15 protein-coding genes are annotated in these 16,858 nt (G+C 57.2%); 6 read left to right on the plus strand and 9 right to left on the minus strand.

Features of this window, described 5'->3' with window-relative positions; genetic code table 11:
• Positions 1-96: 96 nt before the first annotated feature.
• Positions 97-1,488: a nucleobase:cation symporter-2 family protein gene (locus OQV00_RS00530; RefSeq protein WP_004869002.1), complete on the minus strand. Its 1,392-nt coding sequence runs from the start codon at positions 1,486-1,488 to the stop codon at positions 97-99.
• 286 nt (positions 1,489-1,774) lie between these two features.
• Here OQV00_RS00530 and gltS point away from each other — a divergent pair, with 286 nt between their 5' ends.
• Positions 1,775-2,977, plus strand: a complete 1,203-nt coding sequence (gene gltS / locus OQV00_RS00535) for a sodium/glutamate symporter (RefSeq protein ID WP_004868999.1) — start codon at positions 1,775-1,777, stop codon at positions 2,975-2,977.
• A 178-nt stretch (positions 2,978-3,155) separates the two neighbouring features.
• Here gltS and glpK read toward each other — a convergent pair whose 3' ends face one another.
• Positions 3,156-4,661, minus strand: a complete 1,506-nt coding sequence (glpK, locus tag OQV00_RS00540) for a glycerol kinase GlpK (RefSeq protein WP_004868997.1) — start codon at positions 4,659-4,661, stop codon at positions 3,156-3,158.
• A 21-nt stretch (positions 4,662-4,682) separates the two neighbouring features.
• Positions 4,683-5,528 (minus strand): MIP/aquaporin family protein, encoded by an 846-nt coding sequence (locus tag OQV00_RS00545; RefSeq protein WP_004868993.1) that lies wholly within the window; start codon positions 5,526-5,528, stop codon positions 4,683-4,685.
• A 557-nt stretch (positions 5,529-6,085) separates the two neighbouring features.
• Between OQV00_RS00545 and zapB the strand changes: the two genes are divergently transcribed.
• The 4 genes from zapB to OQV00_RS00565 all read left to right on the plus strand — a co-directional run bounded on the left by zapB (position 6,086) and on the right by OQV00_RS00565 (position 9,741).
• Positions 6,086-6,331, plus strand: coding sequence for a septal ring assembly protein ZapB (zapB, locus tag OQV00_RS00550; protein ID WP_086815662.1), 246 nt, complete (start codon positions 6,086-6,088; stop codon positions 6,329-6,331).
• A 160-nt stretch (positions 6,332-6,491) separates the two neighbouring features.
• Positions 6,492-7,481: a sulfate ABC transporter substrate-binding protein gene (locus OQV00_RS00555; protein ID WP_004868989.1), complete on the plus strand. Its 990-nt coding sequence runs from the start codon at positions 6,492-6,494 to the stop codon at positions 7,479-7,481.
• Positions 7,482-7,572: 91 nt separating this feature from the next.
• The gene (locus tag OQV00_RS00560; protein ID WP_004868986.1) at positions 7,573-8,328 is read left to right on the plus strand and encodes a CDP-diacylglycerol diphosphatase; all 756 of its coding nucleotides are present in this window, start codon (positions 7,573-7,575) and stop codon (positions 8,326-8,328) included.
• Between the two features lie 108 nt (positions 8,329-8,436).
• A complete protein-coding gene (locus tag OQV00_RS00565) occupies positions 8,437-9,741 on the plus strand; it encodes an SLC13 family permease (protein WP_004868985.1) in 1,305 nt (434 codons plus the stop codon).
• A 112-nt stretch (positions 9,742-9,853) separates the two neighbouring features.
• Here the strand turns inward: OQV00_RS00565 and tpiA are convergent, their stop codons facing one another.
• Both tpiA and OQV00_RS00575 read right to left on the minus strand, forming a co-directional pair.
• On the minus strand, positions 9,854-10,621 hold the full coding sequence (gene tpiA, locus OQV00_RS00570) for a triose-phosphate isomerase (protein ID WP_015585511.1): 768 nt from the start codon (positions 10,619-10,621) through the stop codon (positions 9,854-9,856).
• Positions 10,622-10,731: 110 nt separating this feature from the next.
• On the minus strand, positions 10,732-11,331 hold the full coding sequence (locus tag OQV00_RS00575; protein ID WP_004868981.1) for a DUF1454 family protein: 600 nt from the start codon (positions 11,329-11,331) through the stop codon (positions 10,732-10,734).
• Between the two features lie 112 nt (positions 11,332-11,443).
• On the opposite strand from OQV00_RS00575, the gene OQV00_RS00580 reads away from it, so the two are divergent.
• On the plus strand, positions 11,444-11,872 hold the full coding sequence (locus OQV00_RS00580; RefSeq protein ID WP_004868978.1) for a DUF805 domain-containing protein: 429 nt from the start codon (positions 11,444-11,446) through the stop codon (positions 11,870-11,872).
• Here the strand turns inward: OQV00_RS00580 and fpr are convergent, their stop codons facing one another.
• The 4 genes from fpr to trmH form a co-directional block, all read right to left on the minus strand.
• Positions 11,873-12,619, minus strand: a complete 747-nt coding sequence (fpr, locus tag OQV00_RS00585) for a ferredoxin--NADP(+) reductase (RefSeq protein WP_004868977.1) — start codon at positions 12,617-12,619, stop codon at positions 11,873-11,875. It abuts the gene before it with no gap.
• Positions 12,620-12,813: 194 nt separating this feature from the next.
• On the minus strand, positions 12,814-13,824 hold the full coding sequence (gene glpX / locus OQV00_RS00590) for a class II fructose-bisphosphatase (RefSeq protein ID WP_004868975.1): 1,011 nt from the start codon (positions 13,822-13,824) through the stop codon (positions 12,814-12,816).
• 67 nt (positions 13,825-13,891) lie between these two features.
• Positions 13,892-15,973 carry an ATP-dependent DNA helicase RecG gene (gene recG, locus OQV00_RS00595; RefSeq protein WP_004868972.1) on the minus strand — a complete coding sequence of 694 codons (2,082 nt, stop codon included), beginning with the start codon at positions 15,971-15,973 and terminating at the stop codon, positions 13,892-13,894.
• Positions 15,974-16,735 (minus strand): tRNA (guanosine(18)-2'-O)-methyltransferase TrmH, encoded by a 762-nt coding sequence (trmH, locus tag OQV00_RS00600; RefSeq protein WP_015585515.1) that lies wholly within the window; start codon positions 16,733-16,735, stop codon positions 15,974-15,976.
• Positions 16,736-16,858 lie beyond the last annotated feature (123 nt).

A 16,858-nucleotide genomic window follows, 5' to 3' on the forward strand; every position in this document is an offset into this window, starting at 1 on the left:
TCAAGACAGGAATTGTGTAATCAGATGATGTGAGGGTGCCAGGAGGGTCAGACTTCAGGCTGCCCCGGCCGCGCGCGACCGGGGAGCGGGGGAGGATCAGCTTTTCTCTGGCGGGAAGACCAGATTCAGCACAATCGCCGTAATACCGCCGGCGGCAATCCCTGAGGAGAGCAGGTTCTTCAGCCAGTCGGGGGCAAACTGCAGGATCAGCGGCTGCTGGGAGACGCCGAGGCCCACTGCCAGCGACAGGGCGATAATCAGAATCGCACGGCGGTTCAGCGGTTCGCGGGAGACGATACGTACCCCGGATGCGGCGATAGTACCGAACATTACCAGCGTTGCGCCGCCGAGCACCGGTTCCGGAATATGCTGGACAAAGCCGCTGACCGCCGGGAACAGGCCCAGCACGATCAGCATCAGCGCCACCACGAAGCCGACATAGCGGCTGGCGACACCGGTCAACTGAATCACGCCGTTATTCTGGCCGAAGCAGGAGTTCGGGAAGGTATTAAAGACGGCGGAGACAAAGGAGTTCAGGCCGTTAGCCAGCACGCCGCCTTTCAGGCGCTTCATATACAGCGGACCGGAGACCGGCTGTTCCGACACGTCAGACGTGGCGGTGATATCGCCGATGGTTTCCAGCGAGGTGATCATAAAGACCAGCATCAGCGGCAGCAGCAGGCTCCAGTCGATGCCCAGACCGTAATAGAGCGGGGTGGGCACGGTAATCAGACTGTCGTTCGCCGGTGCGCTGTTGGCCGGCAGCATATCGAGCAGCCAGGCCGCCAGATAACCTGCCGCCATGGCGATCACCAGCGACGCGATACGCAGATACGGGTTGCGCTGGCGGTTAAGAATAATGATTAGCGCCAGAACGATACCCGCCAGCAGCAGGTTTTTCGGCGCGCCGAAGGTATGGTCGGCCATGGCCGAGTAGCCACCGCCAATGGAGGTCAGCCCGACCTGAATCAGCGACAGGCCGATAATCATCACCACGACCCCGGAGACCAGCGGGGTAATAACCCGTCGGGCCAGGTGCAGGACGCGCGAGATGACCATTTCCGTGCAGCTTGCCAGCATCAGGGTGCCGAACAGCGCGGCCATCATCGTCGGCACGTCGGCGCCACCGGTTTTCAGCGCGGTACCGCCCATAATCAGCGGGGCGACGAAGTTAAAGCTGGTGCCCTGAATCGAGAGCAGCCCGGAACCGACCGGTCCCCAGGCTTTAATCTGAATGATGGATGCCACACCGGAGGCGAACAGCGACATACTGATGATGTGCTGAGTGTCCTGAGCCGGAAGGCCCAGCGCCTGACAGATTAACAGCGCCGGCGTGATGACCGCGACAAACATCGCCAGCAGATGCTGAAAGGCGGCGAACAGGGTTTGCGGCAGCGGCGGGCGGTCTTCGAGGCGGTAGATTAATTCGCTGGTTGTTTTATGCGCAACCGGTTGCGCAGCTTCTGACTCGGCGGTGTTAACGGACATCACAAACAATCCCAAGGTGGCAAAGCGGGAATTTTATCGGACTGTAGTACAAAAGCAAACGTTTGCCAGCGTTTGCTGAGAAATATTTATACAACTAACCGGGGGGGAACATTAATTAACATTTTGTATGCTTGATCGCATCAATATCAAAACAAAATATCTTTTCCTGTCATTTTTTGCGCGGTTCTGCTTAAAATCCCCGTCCGATTCCTCAAGATGAGAAGTAATCGACACCGGGAATACCGACGCGTGTGAATGGATCATGCGCCTTTAAGGAGCTCTTTTTATGTTTCATCTCGATACCTTATCGACGCTCGTTGCCGCAACATTGGTGCTGCTGTTGGGCAGACAACTCGTGCAGAATGTCCCCTTCCTGAAAAAATACACCATCCCTGAACCCGTTGCGGGCGGCCTGCTGGTGGCGCTGGCGCTGCTGGTGCTGAAAAAAAGCATGGGTTGGGAAATCGACTTTGATATGAGTCTGAAAGACCCGCTGATGATGGCGTTCTTTGCGACCATCGGTCTGAACGCAAACCTCTCCAGCCTGCGGGCCGGCGGCAAAGTGGTGGGTACCTTCCTGATTGTGGTGGTGGGACTGCTGCTGCTGCAAAACGCCCTCGGCATCGGGATGGCGAAGCTGTTAGGACTGGACCCGCTGATGGGGCTGCTGGCTGGCTCCATTACCCTGTCTGGCGGCCATGGCACCGGCGCCGCGTGGAGTAAGCTGTTTGTTGAACGCTACGGCTTTGCCAACGCCACCGAAGTCGCAATGGCGTGCGCCACCTTTGGTCTGGTGCTGGGGGGGTTGATTGGCGGCCCGGTGGCGCGCTATCTGGTTAAACACTCTTCTTCACCGGACGGAACGCCGGATGATCAGCTGGCGCCAACCGCCTTCGAAAAACCGGATATGGGCCGCATGATCACCTCGCTGGTGCTGATTGAGAGCATCGCCTTAATCGCCATCTGCCTGACGGTAGGGAGGGTGGTTGCGCAACTGCTGACGGGCACCGTCTTTGAACTGCCCACTTTTGTCTGCGTACTGTTTATCGGGGTGATCCTCAGCAACGGTCTGGCGCTGTTAGGTTTCTATCGCGTGTTTGAGCGTGCGGTATCGGTGCTGGGCAACGTTAGCCTGTCGCTGTTCCTCGCCATGGCTCTGATGAGCCTGAAGCTGTGGGAGCTGGCTTCGCTGGCGCTGCCGATGCTGGCGATCCTCGCGGTCCAGACGGTGGCGATGGCGCTGTATGCCATCTTCGTAACCTATCGCATGATGGGGAAAAACTATGATGCCGCGGTACTGGCTGCCGGGCACTGTGGTTTTGGTCTCGGGGCGACGCCGACGGCGATTGCCAATATGCAGGCCATTACCGACCGCTTTGGCCCGTCTCATATGGCGTTTCTGGTGGTGCCGATGGTCGGCGCGTTCTTTATTGATATCGTGAATGCGCTGGTGATTAAGCTGTATCTGCTGTTGCCGATATTCGGCTGAATCCCCGCCGTCTTTCAGGCCACAGGTGCGTTGACTGCCTTTGCTTGCCCCGGTCACATCGTTATCTATGTGACCGGGGATGCATGCACTTGTCGCCTTCCTGTGACCCGAAATCCATTGGGGATTGCCGGATAAAGGTCTGTCGCCCGGTCAACGTTGCGCCACCGGGCAGTCGCGGTTACTCGTGTTCTTCCCACGCCAGCGCGCGTTTCACCGCTTTTTTCCAGCCGTTGTAGCGGTAGTTACGCTCGGTAGTTTCGATACCCGGGCGGAACTCGCGCTCAATCACCGCTTTCTCCTGCAGCTCATCCAGATTTTGCCAGAAGCCAACGGCCAGACCTGCGAGGTAAGCGGCGCCCAGCGCCGTCACTTCACGCACTTCCGGACGTTCTACGCGGGTGCCGAGAATATCGGACTGGAACTGCATCAGGAAGTTGTTGGCCACGGCACCGCCGTCGACGCGCAGGGCGTGCAGACGAATCCCTGAATCTGCCTGCATAGCTTCCAGTACATCGCGTGTCTGATAGGCAATAGACTCCAGCGTGGCGCGAATAATATGGTTGGCGTTCACCCCGCGGGTCAGGCCAAAGATGGCGCCGCGCGCATACGGGTCCCAGTAAGGCGCACCGAGACCGGTAAAGGCCGGAACCACATACACGCCGTTGGTATCTTTCACTTTAGTGGCAAAATATTCGGAATCGAAGGCGTCGTTGATCAGCTTCATTTCATCGCGCAGCCACTGAATCGAGGCGCCGGCCATGAATACTGCGCCTTCCAGCGCATAGTTCACTTCCCCACGTGGGCCGCAGCCGATAGTGGTCAGCAGGCCATGCGTTGAGGTTACCGCTTTTTCCCCGGTATTCATCAGCATAAAGCAACCGGTGCCGTAGGTGTTTTTTGCCATCCCTTCTTTGACGCACAGCTGGCCAAACAGCGCCGCCTGCTGGTCACCGGCGATACCGGCGATAGGAATACGCGTGCCGCCTTTACCACCGATGTTGGTTTGACCGTATACCTCGGAAGACTTGCGCACTTCCGGCAGCATCGCGCGCGGAATATCCAGCGCCTCCAGCATTTTGTCGTCCCAGTCCAGCTCGTGGATGTTGAACAACATGGTACGCGAGGCGTTGGTGTAGTCGGTCACGTGGACGCGGCCCTGGGTCATTTTCCATACCAGCCAGGTATCCACGGTTCCGAACAGCAGTTCGCCGCGTTTTGCCCGCTCGCGGGCGCCTTCCACGTGATCGAGAATCCATTTTACTTTGGTACCGGAGAAGTACGGGTCAACCACCAGGCCGGTGGCCTTGCGAATGTACTCTTCCATGCCGTCACGTTTGAGCTGTTCACAGATCTCTGCGGTACGACGGCACTGCCAGACGATAGCGTTATAGATCGGTTTACCGGTTTCCCGCTCCCACACAATGGCGGTTTCACGTTGGTTGGTGATCCCGATTGCGGCGATCTCGTCGGAGCTAATATCGGCTTTTGCCAGCACTTCAACCAGCGTGGAGCTTTGCGACGCCCAGATCTCCATCGGGTCATGCTCAACCCAGCCTGGATGCGGATAAATTTGTTCAAATTCTCGCTGAGAAACGCTGACGATATTGGCATCGTGATCCATCACAACGGCCCGGGAGCTGGTGGTGCCCTGGTCGAGCGCAACGATATATTTTTTGTCGGTCATAGTATGAGTCCCGTAGTCAGATTACAGCGAAGCGTTGTGTTGCGTAGTCGAGGTGCTTTCTTTCTCTTCCTCGACACAGGTGTCGCAAGGCAGATGGCGGCCGATCAACTTACGATAGCTGAACGCGCCCAGCGCGGCGCCCACCACCGGTGCGCACAGCGGCACCAGGAAATAAGGAATATCTTTACCGCCGGTGAAGGCGACGTCACCCCAGCCGGCAAGCCAGGCGAACGTTTTTGGTCCAAGGTCGCGAGCCGGGTTCATGGCAAATCCGGTCAGCGGTCCCATAGATGCGCCGATAACCGCAATTAACAGGCCGATCAGGAGCGGCGCCAGCGGGCCACGCGGAATCCCATTACCGTCATCAGTCAGTGCCAGGATAACGCCCATCAGGATAGCGGTAATCACCATTTCTACCGCGAAAGCCTGCACAAAATTGATATGTGGGTTCGGGTAAGTGGAGAAAATACCGGCCAGCTCAAGACTTTCGACGCTGCCGCGCACCATATTGTGGCTGTGTTCGAAATCGAAGAAAAGATTGTAGTAAAGCCCGTAAACTAACGCCGCTGCGCAAAAGGCGCCTGCGAATTGAGAAATGATAAAAGGAACAACTTTACGCCCGTCGAAGCAGGCAAACAGCCACAATGCGATAGTGACCGCCGGGTTAAGGTGTGCACCGGATACGCCCGCGGTCAGGTAGATAGCCATGGCCACCCCCAGACCCCAGATGATGCTGATTTCCCACTGACCGAAGCTGGCTCCCGCAACTTTGAGCGCCGCGACGCACCCAACGCCGAAAAAGATCAACAACCCGGTACCTAGGAACTCTGCGATGCACTGGCCTTTTAATGTTGATGTTTGGCTCATATCGAATCCTGAAGCGAAGTGGTGATTATTGTATGTATGAAGGTCGTAGACGACCACGCTGCCTTGTAGGCATAGTGTTAATTTATCGTTAACGAACAAAAACGAGAAATATCGAAATATAAATGTGTGTGCTGCGTCAAGAAAATGAGCGTTTTCGCGCCATAAACGCGTGTTGTGACACATTTGCCCCGCATTTCCGGCGGATTTTGTTAACCCATTGATTAACAATTGCCGGATAACTTCCACAGAAACGCGCCGAATGCGCCAGGTAAAGACTGAAAAGTGTTGCAAACCGCAATCTGCGCGGGTTGTCGCTGGACAGGGAAGGCGGGGATTCATACAATCGACTGCATGACCACTGTAGTGCGCTTATTTTCGTTAAGGCGTCACCGCGTAGGTACACAACATCATTCGGGATGTGTCAAAACGGCAAGCGAATGAATCCTCGCCGCTTACTTCGGTAAGTGTTCGGGAAGAACCCGCTAACGCAGAAGCAGCTTGAAGGACGACGTGTACGGGATAGTACTCTATCAACGCCTTGCAAGTTCAGGAGAGGTATGACGATGTCATTAGAAGTGTTTGAGAAATTAGAATCAAAAGTACAGCAGGCGATTGATACCATCACTCTGTTGCAGATGGAAATCGAAGAGCTGAAAGAGAAGAACAACACGCTGGCGCAGGAAGTTCAGGGCGCACAGCACGGTCGTGAAGAGCTGGAGCGTGAAAACGGTCAGCTGAGAGAACAGCTGCAGGGCTGGCAGGATCGTCTGCAGGCGCTGCTGGGTCGCATGGAAGAAGTGTAACCCTCTCGCCCTCACCCTCTCCTCTCCTGGAGAGGGTAAGCATTCCCCTCCGGTTTACATATACTCGCAAGTTATAGCCAATCTTTTTTTATTCTTTAATCATTGTTTCGCTTTCTGGCACGCTTAACTCATCACAACACGACATAAAGAGAGCGGTGCGATGAACAAGTGGGGCGTTGGGTTAACTCTGTTGCTGGCATCCGCCAGCGTTCTGGCCAAAGACATTCAGTTATTAAACGTATCTTATGATCCAACGCGCGAGCTGTACGAACAGTACAACAAGGCATTCAGCGCGCACTGGAAACAAGAAACCGGCGACAATGTGGTGATTCGTCAGTCGCATGGCGGCTCCGGCAAACAGGCGACGTCGGTGATCAACGGTATCGAAGCCGATGTCGTGACGCTGGCGCTGGCCTACGATGTTGATGCGATCGCGGAACGCGGCCGTATCGATAAAAACTGGCTGAAACGTCTGCCGGATAACTCCGCGCCGTATACCTCCACCATCGTGTTCCTTGTACGTAAAGGCAACCCAAAACAGATTCATGACTGGAACGACCTGATTAAACCGGGTGTGTCGGTGATTACGCCAAACCCGAAAAGCTCCGGCGGCGCACGCTGGAACTACCTGGCCGCCTGGGGCTATGCCCTGCACCAGAATCACGGCGACCAGGCAAAAGCCCAGGAGTTTGTGAAGGCGCTGTATAAAAACGTCGAAGTGCTGGACTCCGGCGCGCGCGGTTCGACCAATACCTTTGTTGAACGCGGGATCGGCGATGTGCTGATTGCGTGGGAGAACGAAGCGCTGCTGGCGGCCAACGAGCTGGGCAAAGATAAGTTTGAAATTGTGACTCCGAGCGAATCGATTCTTGCTGAACCGACCGTTTCCGTGGTTGATAAAGTGGTCGATAAAAAAGGCACCCGCCAGGTAGCTGAAGCTTACCTGAAGTATCTCTACTCGCCGGAAGGCCAGGAGATTGCGGCGAAGAACTTCTACCGCCCACGTGACCCGGCAGTCGCGAAGAAATATGCCGATGAGTTCCCGAAACTGAAGCTGTTCACCATCGACCAGGAGTTTGGTGGCTGGACGAAGGCACAGAAAGAGCACTTCTCAAACGGCGGTACTTTCGACCAAATCAGTCAGCGTTAATCGTTCCGAACGCCCGGTTAAATAACCGGGCGTTTTTATTTAGTCATCAAACTACGCTACTCTTCCGTTTCTGGCTGGACAGGAAAAGATGATGAGAAGAGTACGATACCTTTTATGGCTGCTGCTGGTGCTTGTACTGGCAGCGGCGGCCGGCGGCTGGTACTGGCTGCATTCCGGTAACCCTGACGCGCTGCGACAGATTGTTTTGCAGCAATGCGTTCCTAATCAACAGCAGCACCAAACTCCCTCGCCGTGTGCCGACGTCAATCTGCAGGGCGGCTACGTGCTGTTTAAAGATCGCAACGGGCCCTTGCAGTATCTGCTGATGCCGACCTATCGAATTAACGGCACCGAGAGCCCGCTGCTGCTCGACCCGTTAACGCCGAACTTCTTCTGGCAGGCATGGCAGGGGCGCGACATCATGAGCGAACGCCGCGGTTCAGCGGTACCGGATAACGCCGTATCATTAGCCATTAACTCCCGCAGCGGACGCACGCAAAACCATTTCCATATTCATATCTCCTGCTTACGCGAAGATGTGCGCGCCCGGCTGGATAACGATGCCGCCGCTATCAGCAGCCGATGGCTGCCGCTTCCCGGTGGTTTGCTCGGCCATGAATATCTCGCGCGGCGAGTCACTGAGTCCGAGCTGGCGCAGCGTAGCCCGTTTCTGATGCTGGCGGAAGAGGTGCCGGAGGCGCGTGAACATATGGGGCGCTTTGCGCTGGCGATGGCGAAGCAGAGCGATGGCTCGCTGGTGCTGCTGGCAACCGAGCGCAACCTGCTGACCCTGAATCGCGCCTCTGCTGAAGAGATCCAGGACCATCGCTGCTTGATTCTGAAATAACCTTTATTGCTGAGCCATGCAGGTTCCTGCATGGCTGGCTATTTTTTGATAGGTTTACCTGCCTCGCCCCCGATCGTATTCTTGCTGAAAAAACGACAGGAGACAGGCATGTCGCTCTGGTTTTCTCACCCTCTGTTTCTTCCCTCGCTGATTATCGCGATAACCATTGTGCTGTGGGCGACCTCGCTGTTGCCGGAGTTTATGACCGCGCTGCTGTTTTTCGCGGCGGCGATGATCGCCAAAATTGCGCCGCCGGAAGCGATCTTTGGCGGGTTTGCCTCGTCGGCATTCTGGCTGGTATTCAGCGGCTTCGTTCTCGGGATTGCGATTCGTAAAACCGGGCTGGCGGACAGAGCGGCACAGGCGCTATCGGCGCGACTGACGGACTCCTGGCCGTTGATGGTGGGTAGCGTCGTGCTACTCAGCTATGCGCTGGCCTTCGTGATGCCGTCGAATATGGGACGCATCGCGCTGCTGATGCCCATCGTGGCGGCGATGGCGAAACGGGCCGGTATCGCAGACGGTTCGCGGGCCTGGTATGGCCTGGCGCTGGCGGTGGGTTTTGGGACCTTTCAGCTGTCGGCGACCATTCTGCCCGCCAACGTCCCGAACCTGGTGATGAGCGGCGCGGCCGAAGGTTCTTACGGGATCCACCTTAACTACCTGCCGTATCTGCTGCTGCACACGCCGGTGCTGGGCTGGCTAAAGGGGGGAGTATTAATTGCCCTGATCTGCTGGCTGTTTCCTGGCAAACCGCATCCGCCGCGCGAACTGATCCCGCTTCCGCCGATGAGTCGGGACGAGAAGCGCCTGGCCTGGCTGCTGGCCGTGGTGCTGGTGCTGTGGGTGAGCGAGAGCTGGCACGGTATCGGGCCCGCCTGGACGGGGCTGGCAGCGGCAGTCGTCACGCTGCTGCCGCGGGTTGGCTTTATCAGCGGCGAGGAGTTTTCCAGCGGGGTGAATATTCGTACCTGCATTTACGTCGCCGGGATCCTCGGACTGGCGATTACCGTGACCCAAACCGGCATCGGTGAGGTGGTCGGCAATGCGCTGCTGCACGTGATGCCGCTCGACAAAGAGAGTCCGTTCACCAGCTTCCTGGCATTAACCGGCATGACCAGCGCCCTGAACTTTATTATGACCGCCAACGGCGTACCCGCGCTATACACCACGTTTGCCCAGAGCTTTTCCGATGCCACCGGTTTCCCGCTGCTCAGCGTGATTATGATTCAGGTATTGGGCTATTCCACGCCGCTGCTGCCGTATCAGGCGTCGCCGATTGTCGTGGCGATGGGGTTAGGGAAAGTGCCGGCACGGGCGGGAATGCTGCTGTGTATCGCCCTGGCGGCGGTGAGCTATTTGATTCTGCTGCCGCTGGACTATCTGTGGTATCAAGCGTTGGGGAAATTGTAGCGGCATAAAAAAGCCCGGATGCGGCGCCTGCGCGCGTTGTCCGGGCTCCTCGTATTGCGTTATTCCTTCGCCCCGGTAAGCGGTACGCCGCCGGGGCCGGGCTTAGCGCAGGTTACGCTTTTTTCGCTGCTTCAGCAGCTTTCACGATCACTGCGAAAGCGTCTGCTTTCAGGGAGGCGCCGCCAACCAGCGCGCCGTCGATGTCCGGCTGGGTGAACAGTTCTGCTGCGTTAGATGCGTTAACGGAACCGCCGTACTGGATGATGACCTGCTCGGCCACTTTCGCGTCTGCTTTCGCAATGTGATCGCGAATGAATTTATGCACCGCCTGAGCCTGTGCCGGAGTCGCTGATTTGCCGGTGCCGATTGCCCAGACCGGTTCGTAAGCGATAACCACGCCTTCGAATGCCGCAGCGCCCTGAGTTTTCAGAACGGCGTCAATCTGACGTGCGCACACTTCTTCCGTTTTGCCCGCTTCGTTTTCTGCTTCAGTTTCGCCGATGCACAGAACCGGAATCAGACCCTGTTCTTTCAGAACCGCGAATTTCTTAGCGATGAACTCGTCAGACTCGTTGTGGTAAGTACGACGCTCAGAGTGACCGATGATGATGTATTCAGCACCGACATCTTTCAGCATTTGAGCAGAGGTTTCACCGGTGAATGCGCCGGACAGGTTCAGGTCAACGTTCTGCGCGCCCAGGTGAATGTGGCTACCTTCTGCCGCATGCTTAGCCAGATCGATGTACATTTCTGGCGGAGCGATTGCAACGGCACAGCCAGAAACGCCAGCCAGTTCGGTACGCAGGTTAGCAACCAGTTCGTTTACCATATGGCGGCTGCCGTTCAGTTTCCAGTTACCCATCACTAAAGGATGTCGCATTTTAATTCTCCACGCTACGTTAAGCGAATTAAGGAATATAGCCACCCGTCAGGGCAGCATGGTCTGTCAAACAGTATAGAGATTCATCGTTGGAAAGGCTTTGCTTTTTGTCATTTATTATTGCTCTCCAGCGTTTCAGATAGCGCCAGCTTAATCGGTTCAACAGCGAAGGTCAGCCCTTTTTCACCGTTGTCTGCGACAACATAACGTATCGCGCCTTCCGTTTCAGAGAAGTAACGTTTTCCCTTGCCGGCGGCGAGCATTTTCTGCAGTTTTTGCTGGCTCTGAGCCACGCTTAAGGTGGGCGCGAACATGCGTAACACGGCGCTCATATACTCCTGCGCTTTGGCCTTCGCCGCTTTCTGCTCGGGCCCCTGAATAGGGAGCCAGGTCACCTGCATCGATTTTATTTTCAGGGTGCCGCGCTCCAGCGCCGTGGAGGCGTAAAGATTTTCATTAATTTTGCTCGCCGCACGCGTCAGATTTTCTCTGTCGCGGCTGGAGGCAATGGCGCGAAATTCATTCAGCTGAAGCTTCGGATTCGCCGCGTTGAATTTTTCCCGAAAGTCGCTGATAGACATATCAAAGGTAGGGGCGCCCGCCAGCAGATAAGGGGCCGTGGCGGAGGATTCGGGCACCGCGGACAACGCCTTCGGGCCGACGGATAAGGCCGTCAGCCCAATAAAACATACAGTCATCCACGTCTTCATGCCGGTCTTTCCTTTTTTTGCCTGCAGACGATTAAAACGGGAACCGTCGCGCTTGTCAAAAAGTGACGGCTTCAGGGTAAACTACGCGAATGATGATGATAAGGAATAAAACATGACCCTACAGCAGTGGATGTTCTCAATTAAGGGGCGTATCGGGCGCCGTGACTTCTGGATCTGGATGGCCATCTGGGTTCTTGCCATGAGCGTGCTCTTTACCCTGGCCGGCACCAATTTGCTCAATGTGCAGACCGCTGCGTTTATCCTGGTGTGCCTGCTGTGGCCGACGGCGGCGGTGACGATCAAACGCCTGCACGATCGCGGTAAATCGGGGATCTGGGCGCTGCTGATGATTCTGGCGTGGATGCTGCTGGCGGGGAACTGGTCGGTGCTGCCTGGCGTCTGGCAATGGGTTGTCGGGCGGTTTGTGCCGACGCTGATTATCGTCATGATGTTCATCGACCTGGGCGCGTTTGTCGGTACCCAGGGCGAGAATAAATTTGGTAAAGATACGCAGGATGTTCGCTGGAAGGCGGAGCCCTGATTACCAGTATTGCTCGGCGGTCATGTGGCCCGGCCGGCGGCGTAAATGTTTCGTCATCTGCCGGGTTTCTTTCAACAGCTGCTGGGTATCACGCACCATCTGCGGGTTTCCACACAGCATCACGTGGCTATTATCGGCGTTCATCGGCAGGCCAACGGCCTCTTCCAGGGCGCCGGTGTCGATAAGAAACGGAATCCGTCCGGTCAGCGAACCGGCGGCGGTTTCACGGCTCACGACGGTCTGAATCCGCAGCTTGCCGCCATAGCGCTGTGCTAATTCGCGCATCAGCGGCAGGTAGCTTAAATCGGCCTCATAGCGCACGGCGTGGACCAGCACCAGATTTTTGAAGCGCTCAAGGTCTTTACCTTCCTGCAGAATTGACAGATACGGGCCGAGCGCGGTGCCGGTCGCCAGCATCCATAAGGTCTCGCAGTCAGGTACCTCTTCCAGAACGAAGAATCCCGCGGCCTCGCTGACCAGCTGAACGTCATCGCCCGGTTTGAGCGCCGCAAGGCGTGGGCTGAGCTTACCGTCCGGGACGGTGACCAGATAGAACTCCAGATCGGGATTGCCCGGTGCGTTAACGTAGGAATAGGCGCGCTGAACGCGCTCCCCGTCAATTTCCAGCCCGAGCTTGGTAAATTGCCCGGCGGTAAACGGGTGAACCGGCGCGTGGACGTACAAACTGAACAGCGTATCGGTCCAGAACTCTATTTTTTTTACTTTACCGTTAACCCAGTCCGCCATCATCTTCTCCCGTTGCGCAAAGCGTTGCCTTATCTTCGTTGCACGCGGCAAAGATTTCCAGCCTGACGGCGCCGAAAAGCTCTATTGATCAAATATTCTCGTCATACTTCAATTGCCTGTGCGTTGGCGGCAGCCGTTTTCGGCCCGTCCCTGGGCCTGGCGCCAGCGTGCAATCCGCACGCGCGATCGGAGGCTTACAGAATATGCAGCTGAATATCCGGGTCTTTACGGTCGAGATAATGAATGGACTGAATGCGGCGAATCGTACGGGATTTACCGCGGATCAGCAGCGTTTCGGTGGTGGCCATATTGCCCTTACGGGTAATGCCATCCAGCAGATCGCCTTTGGTGATCCCGGTTGCGGAGAACACCACATTATCGCTGCGGGCCATTTCGTCCAGGCGCAGCACTTTGCCTGCTTCGATGCCCATCTCTTTGCAGCGCGCCAGTTCGTTCTCGCCGATACGACGGTTTTCTGCGGTATCGCCTTTTACATCGTGACGAGCCAGCAGGCGACCCTGCATGTCGCCGTCCAGAGCGCGGATCACTGCGGCAGAAACTACCCCTTCCGGCGCGCCGCCGATGCCGTACAGGACGTCTACTTCGCTGTCCGGCATGCAGGTCAGAATCGACGCCGCTACGTCGCCATCCGGAATGGCGAAGACGCGAACGCCCGACTGCTGGAGTTCGGCAATCACCGCGTCGTGACGCGGTTTGGCCAGAATGGTGACGGTCAGCTCGGCCAGCGGTTTATTCAGCGCCGCGGCGACATTACGCAGGTTCTCCGCCAGCGGCAGATTGAGGTCAATCGCCCCTTTTGCCCCTGGGCCGACAATCAGTTTTTCCATGTACATATCCGGCGCGTTCAGGAAGCAGCCTTTATCGCCGACCGCCATCACCGCCAGCGCATTGGCCTGGCCCATGGCCGTCATGCGCGTCCCTTCGATAGGGTCAACGGCGATATCCACCGCATCGCCGTTGCCGGTGCCGACCTTCTCACCGATATACAGCATCGGCGCTTCATCGATTTCACCTTCGCCAATGACGATGGTGCCGTCGATATTAATCAGGTTGAGCATAATGCGCATGGCATTGACGGCGGCGCCGTCGGCGGTATTTTTATCGCCGCGGCCCAGCCATTTATAGCCCGCCAGCGCGGCAGCCTCGGTGACACGCGAAAATTCGATGGCCAGTTCTCGTTTCATAATCCACTCGTTGTGAAGATAAATTGCGCGAAGCGTCCTGGTCTGGCCCTGCGGGACAGAGTCGACGCTAGGCGTTGGAATAGCGTTCGGTTTCCGGCATCCAGCGTTCAATAAGCGCCTGGGCCTGCTGAGAATAACGTTCGTGAATATGGCGAGCAATGCGCTGAACGTCAGGGATCATGGCCTGATCGCGCAGCAGATCGGCGACTTTAAACTCGGCGGTGCCGGTTTGTCGGGTGCCGAGCAGCTCGCCGGGGCCGCGGATTTCCAGGTCTTTCTGGGCAATAACGAAACCGTCGTTGCTGTCGCGCAGAACCTGCAGGCGTTTCTGCGCCGTTTTTGACAGCGGTGATTTATAGAGTAGCACGCAGTGGGAGGCGACCGCGCCGCGCCCGACGCGCCCTCTGAGCTGATGCAGCTGCGCCAGCCCCAGACGTTCCGGGTTTTCGATAATCATCAGGCTGGCATTCGGTACGTCGACCCCAACCTCAATAACCGTGGTGGCGATCAGCAGGTGCAGTTCGCCCTGCTTGAAGGCCTGCATAACCGCCTGTTTATCTGCCGGTTTCATCCGGCCATGTACGAGGCCGATATTCAGCTCCGGCAGCGCGAGCTTAAGCTCTTCCCATGTCGCCTCTGCCGCCTGCGCTTCCAGCAGATCGGACTCTTCAATCAGGGTGCAGACCCAGTAGGCCTGACGCCCTTCCTGAGTACAGGCGTTGCGAACCCTATCAATAATATCGTGGCGACGAGTATCGGGGATGGCCACCGTGGTGACCGGCGTCCGGCCCGGCGGCAGTTCGTCGATAACCGAGGTATCAAGATCGGCATAAGCCGTCATCGCCAGGGTTCGTGGAATCGGGGTAGCGGTCATGATCAGCTGATGGGGATGGAAGCCCTGCTGCTGGCCTTTTTCCCACAGCGCCAGACGCTGGTGAACGCCGAAGCGGTGCTGCTCATCAATAATGACCAGCGCCAGACCGTTGAACTGCACCTGTTCCTGAAAAATGGCGTGAGTGCCGACGATCATCTGTACCTGGCCGCTGGCAATGGCCTCCTGCTGCGCCTGGCGGGCTTTCCCTTTCTGTTTGCCGGCCAGCCAGCCTACTTCGATGCCCAGCGGCGCGAACCACTGGCGGAAGTTATTGGCGTGTTGTTCCGCCAGCAGTTCGGTCGGCGCCATCAGCGCTACCTGTTTGCCGTGAGCGATCGCCCGCAGCGCTGCGAGGGCGGCAACCAGCGTTTTACCGGAGCCGACGTCGCCCTGTACCAGACGCATCATCGGCACATCAAGCGCCATATCGCGTTCAATTTCGGCGGTAACTCGCTGTTGTGCGCCGGTTGGCTTAAAGGGCAGGGAGGCCAGCAGCTGGTTTTTGAATGTGTCGTTCGCACCGAGTGCCAGGGCATGATAACGCTGGGCGCCGGCGCGTAGCGCCAGCATGCTCAGGTTATGCGCCAGCAGTTCTTCCAGAATTAAGCGCTGTTGCGCCGGATGCTTACCGCTTTCCAGGTCACTGAGCTGCAGCGACGGCGGCGGACGGTGTAATGTGCGTAGCGCCTCCGGCAGGCTCATCATTCCCTGCGCCAGTTCGGGCGGCAACAGCTCGGCGATGGCACAGGTATCCAGTAATTCCAGCGCCTGATCGGTGAGCTTGCGCAACGTCGCCTGCTTGATGCCTTCGGTGGTGGGATAAACCGGCGTCAGCGTTTCCTGGAGATCGGGGGTGCTCATGTCACCCTGCACGCGGTATTCCGGGTGAATCATCTCCGCCCCGTATTTCCCCCGTTTGGCTTCTCCATAGGCCAGCACGCGCCGGCCGGTCGCCAGGCTGTTTTTCATGGCGGCGTTGAAGTTGAAAAAGCGCATGGTGAGAATACCGGAACCGTCGCTGATCTGGCATGTCATCATTCGGCGGCCGCCGAAGGTGATGTTGCTGCTGAGAACTTCACCTTCAACGGTGGCGTAAACGCCCGGTAGCAGCTCGCCTATCTGATAAAGATGGGTGCGGTCTTCATAGCGTAGCGGCAGGTGCAGAAGGAGATCCTGCACGGTATGCAGGCCGATTTTCGCCAGTTTGTTGCTTTGCGCCGCTCCAACGCCGGTGAGCGAATTGAGCGGGACGGCATCTAACAGGCGACCGGCCATTTACCCTTCATCCTTCAGACTGCATCTTGTCTGGCCTGCTTCGGCACGATTGTCGCGCCTGCTACCGTGAGCGGTACCGGAAGCCTGCATGGTTGCCCACCACGCGTCATCGGCTTCGACTTCGCCCTGCGCATTCACGTAGGGGTAAGGCAGACCTTTTTGTTTTGCCACTCTGGCCAGTACCGGATACCCGCCTTCAAACAGCAGGCGCTGCTGTTCTTCTTCCGGCAGCATGCTGTTCTCACGCTTATACATCCCCGCATTTTGCCGCTGGCGCTGGGCTTCATACAGAATCAGAGCCGAGGCGACGGAGACATTCAGCGACTGCACCATGCCAGTCATCGGAATGATGATGTCCCGATCGGCCAGCGCCAGAGCTTGCCGGGTAATGCCGGTTTTTTCCTGCCCCATCAGGATGCAGGTAGGACGGGTATAGTCGATTTCACGGAAATCGACGGCTTTGTCAGAGAGGTGAGTGGCCAGGATCTGCATGCCCTGGCCCTTTAAATGGCTGACGGCATCGTCAATTGAGCGGTGGGTTTTAACCTGCACCCAGCTATTGCTGCCGGCGGCGGCTGAGGCCATCGTGCGCATGCGGCTGCTGGGCCAGATGGCGTGGACTTCATGTACGCCAACGGCGTCTGCGGTACGAATCACCGCAGAGACGTTATGAGGTTTATGGACCTGCTCCATGCAGACCGTCAGGTCAGGCTGGCGCCTGGCGAGCATCTCGCAGATACGCGCATAACGCTGTGGATTCATAAACACTTCATCCTTCAAATTGCCTCGGCGTTAGCCGTACTCATTACCCCCGGTTACGTACTCCTGTACGGGACGGGTAATTCATTCGCTCGCCGCGCGATCCGGCTGACCGCCCGCCCCTTC

The sequence above is a fragment of the Klebsiella sp. DY2415 genome, assembly GCF_026314315.1.
Classification (GTDB): Bacteria; Pseudomonadota; Gammaproteobacteria; order Enterobacterales; family Enterobacteriaceae; genus Klebsiella; species Klebsiella ornithinolytica.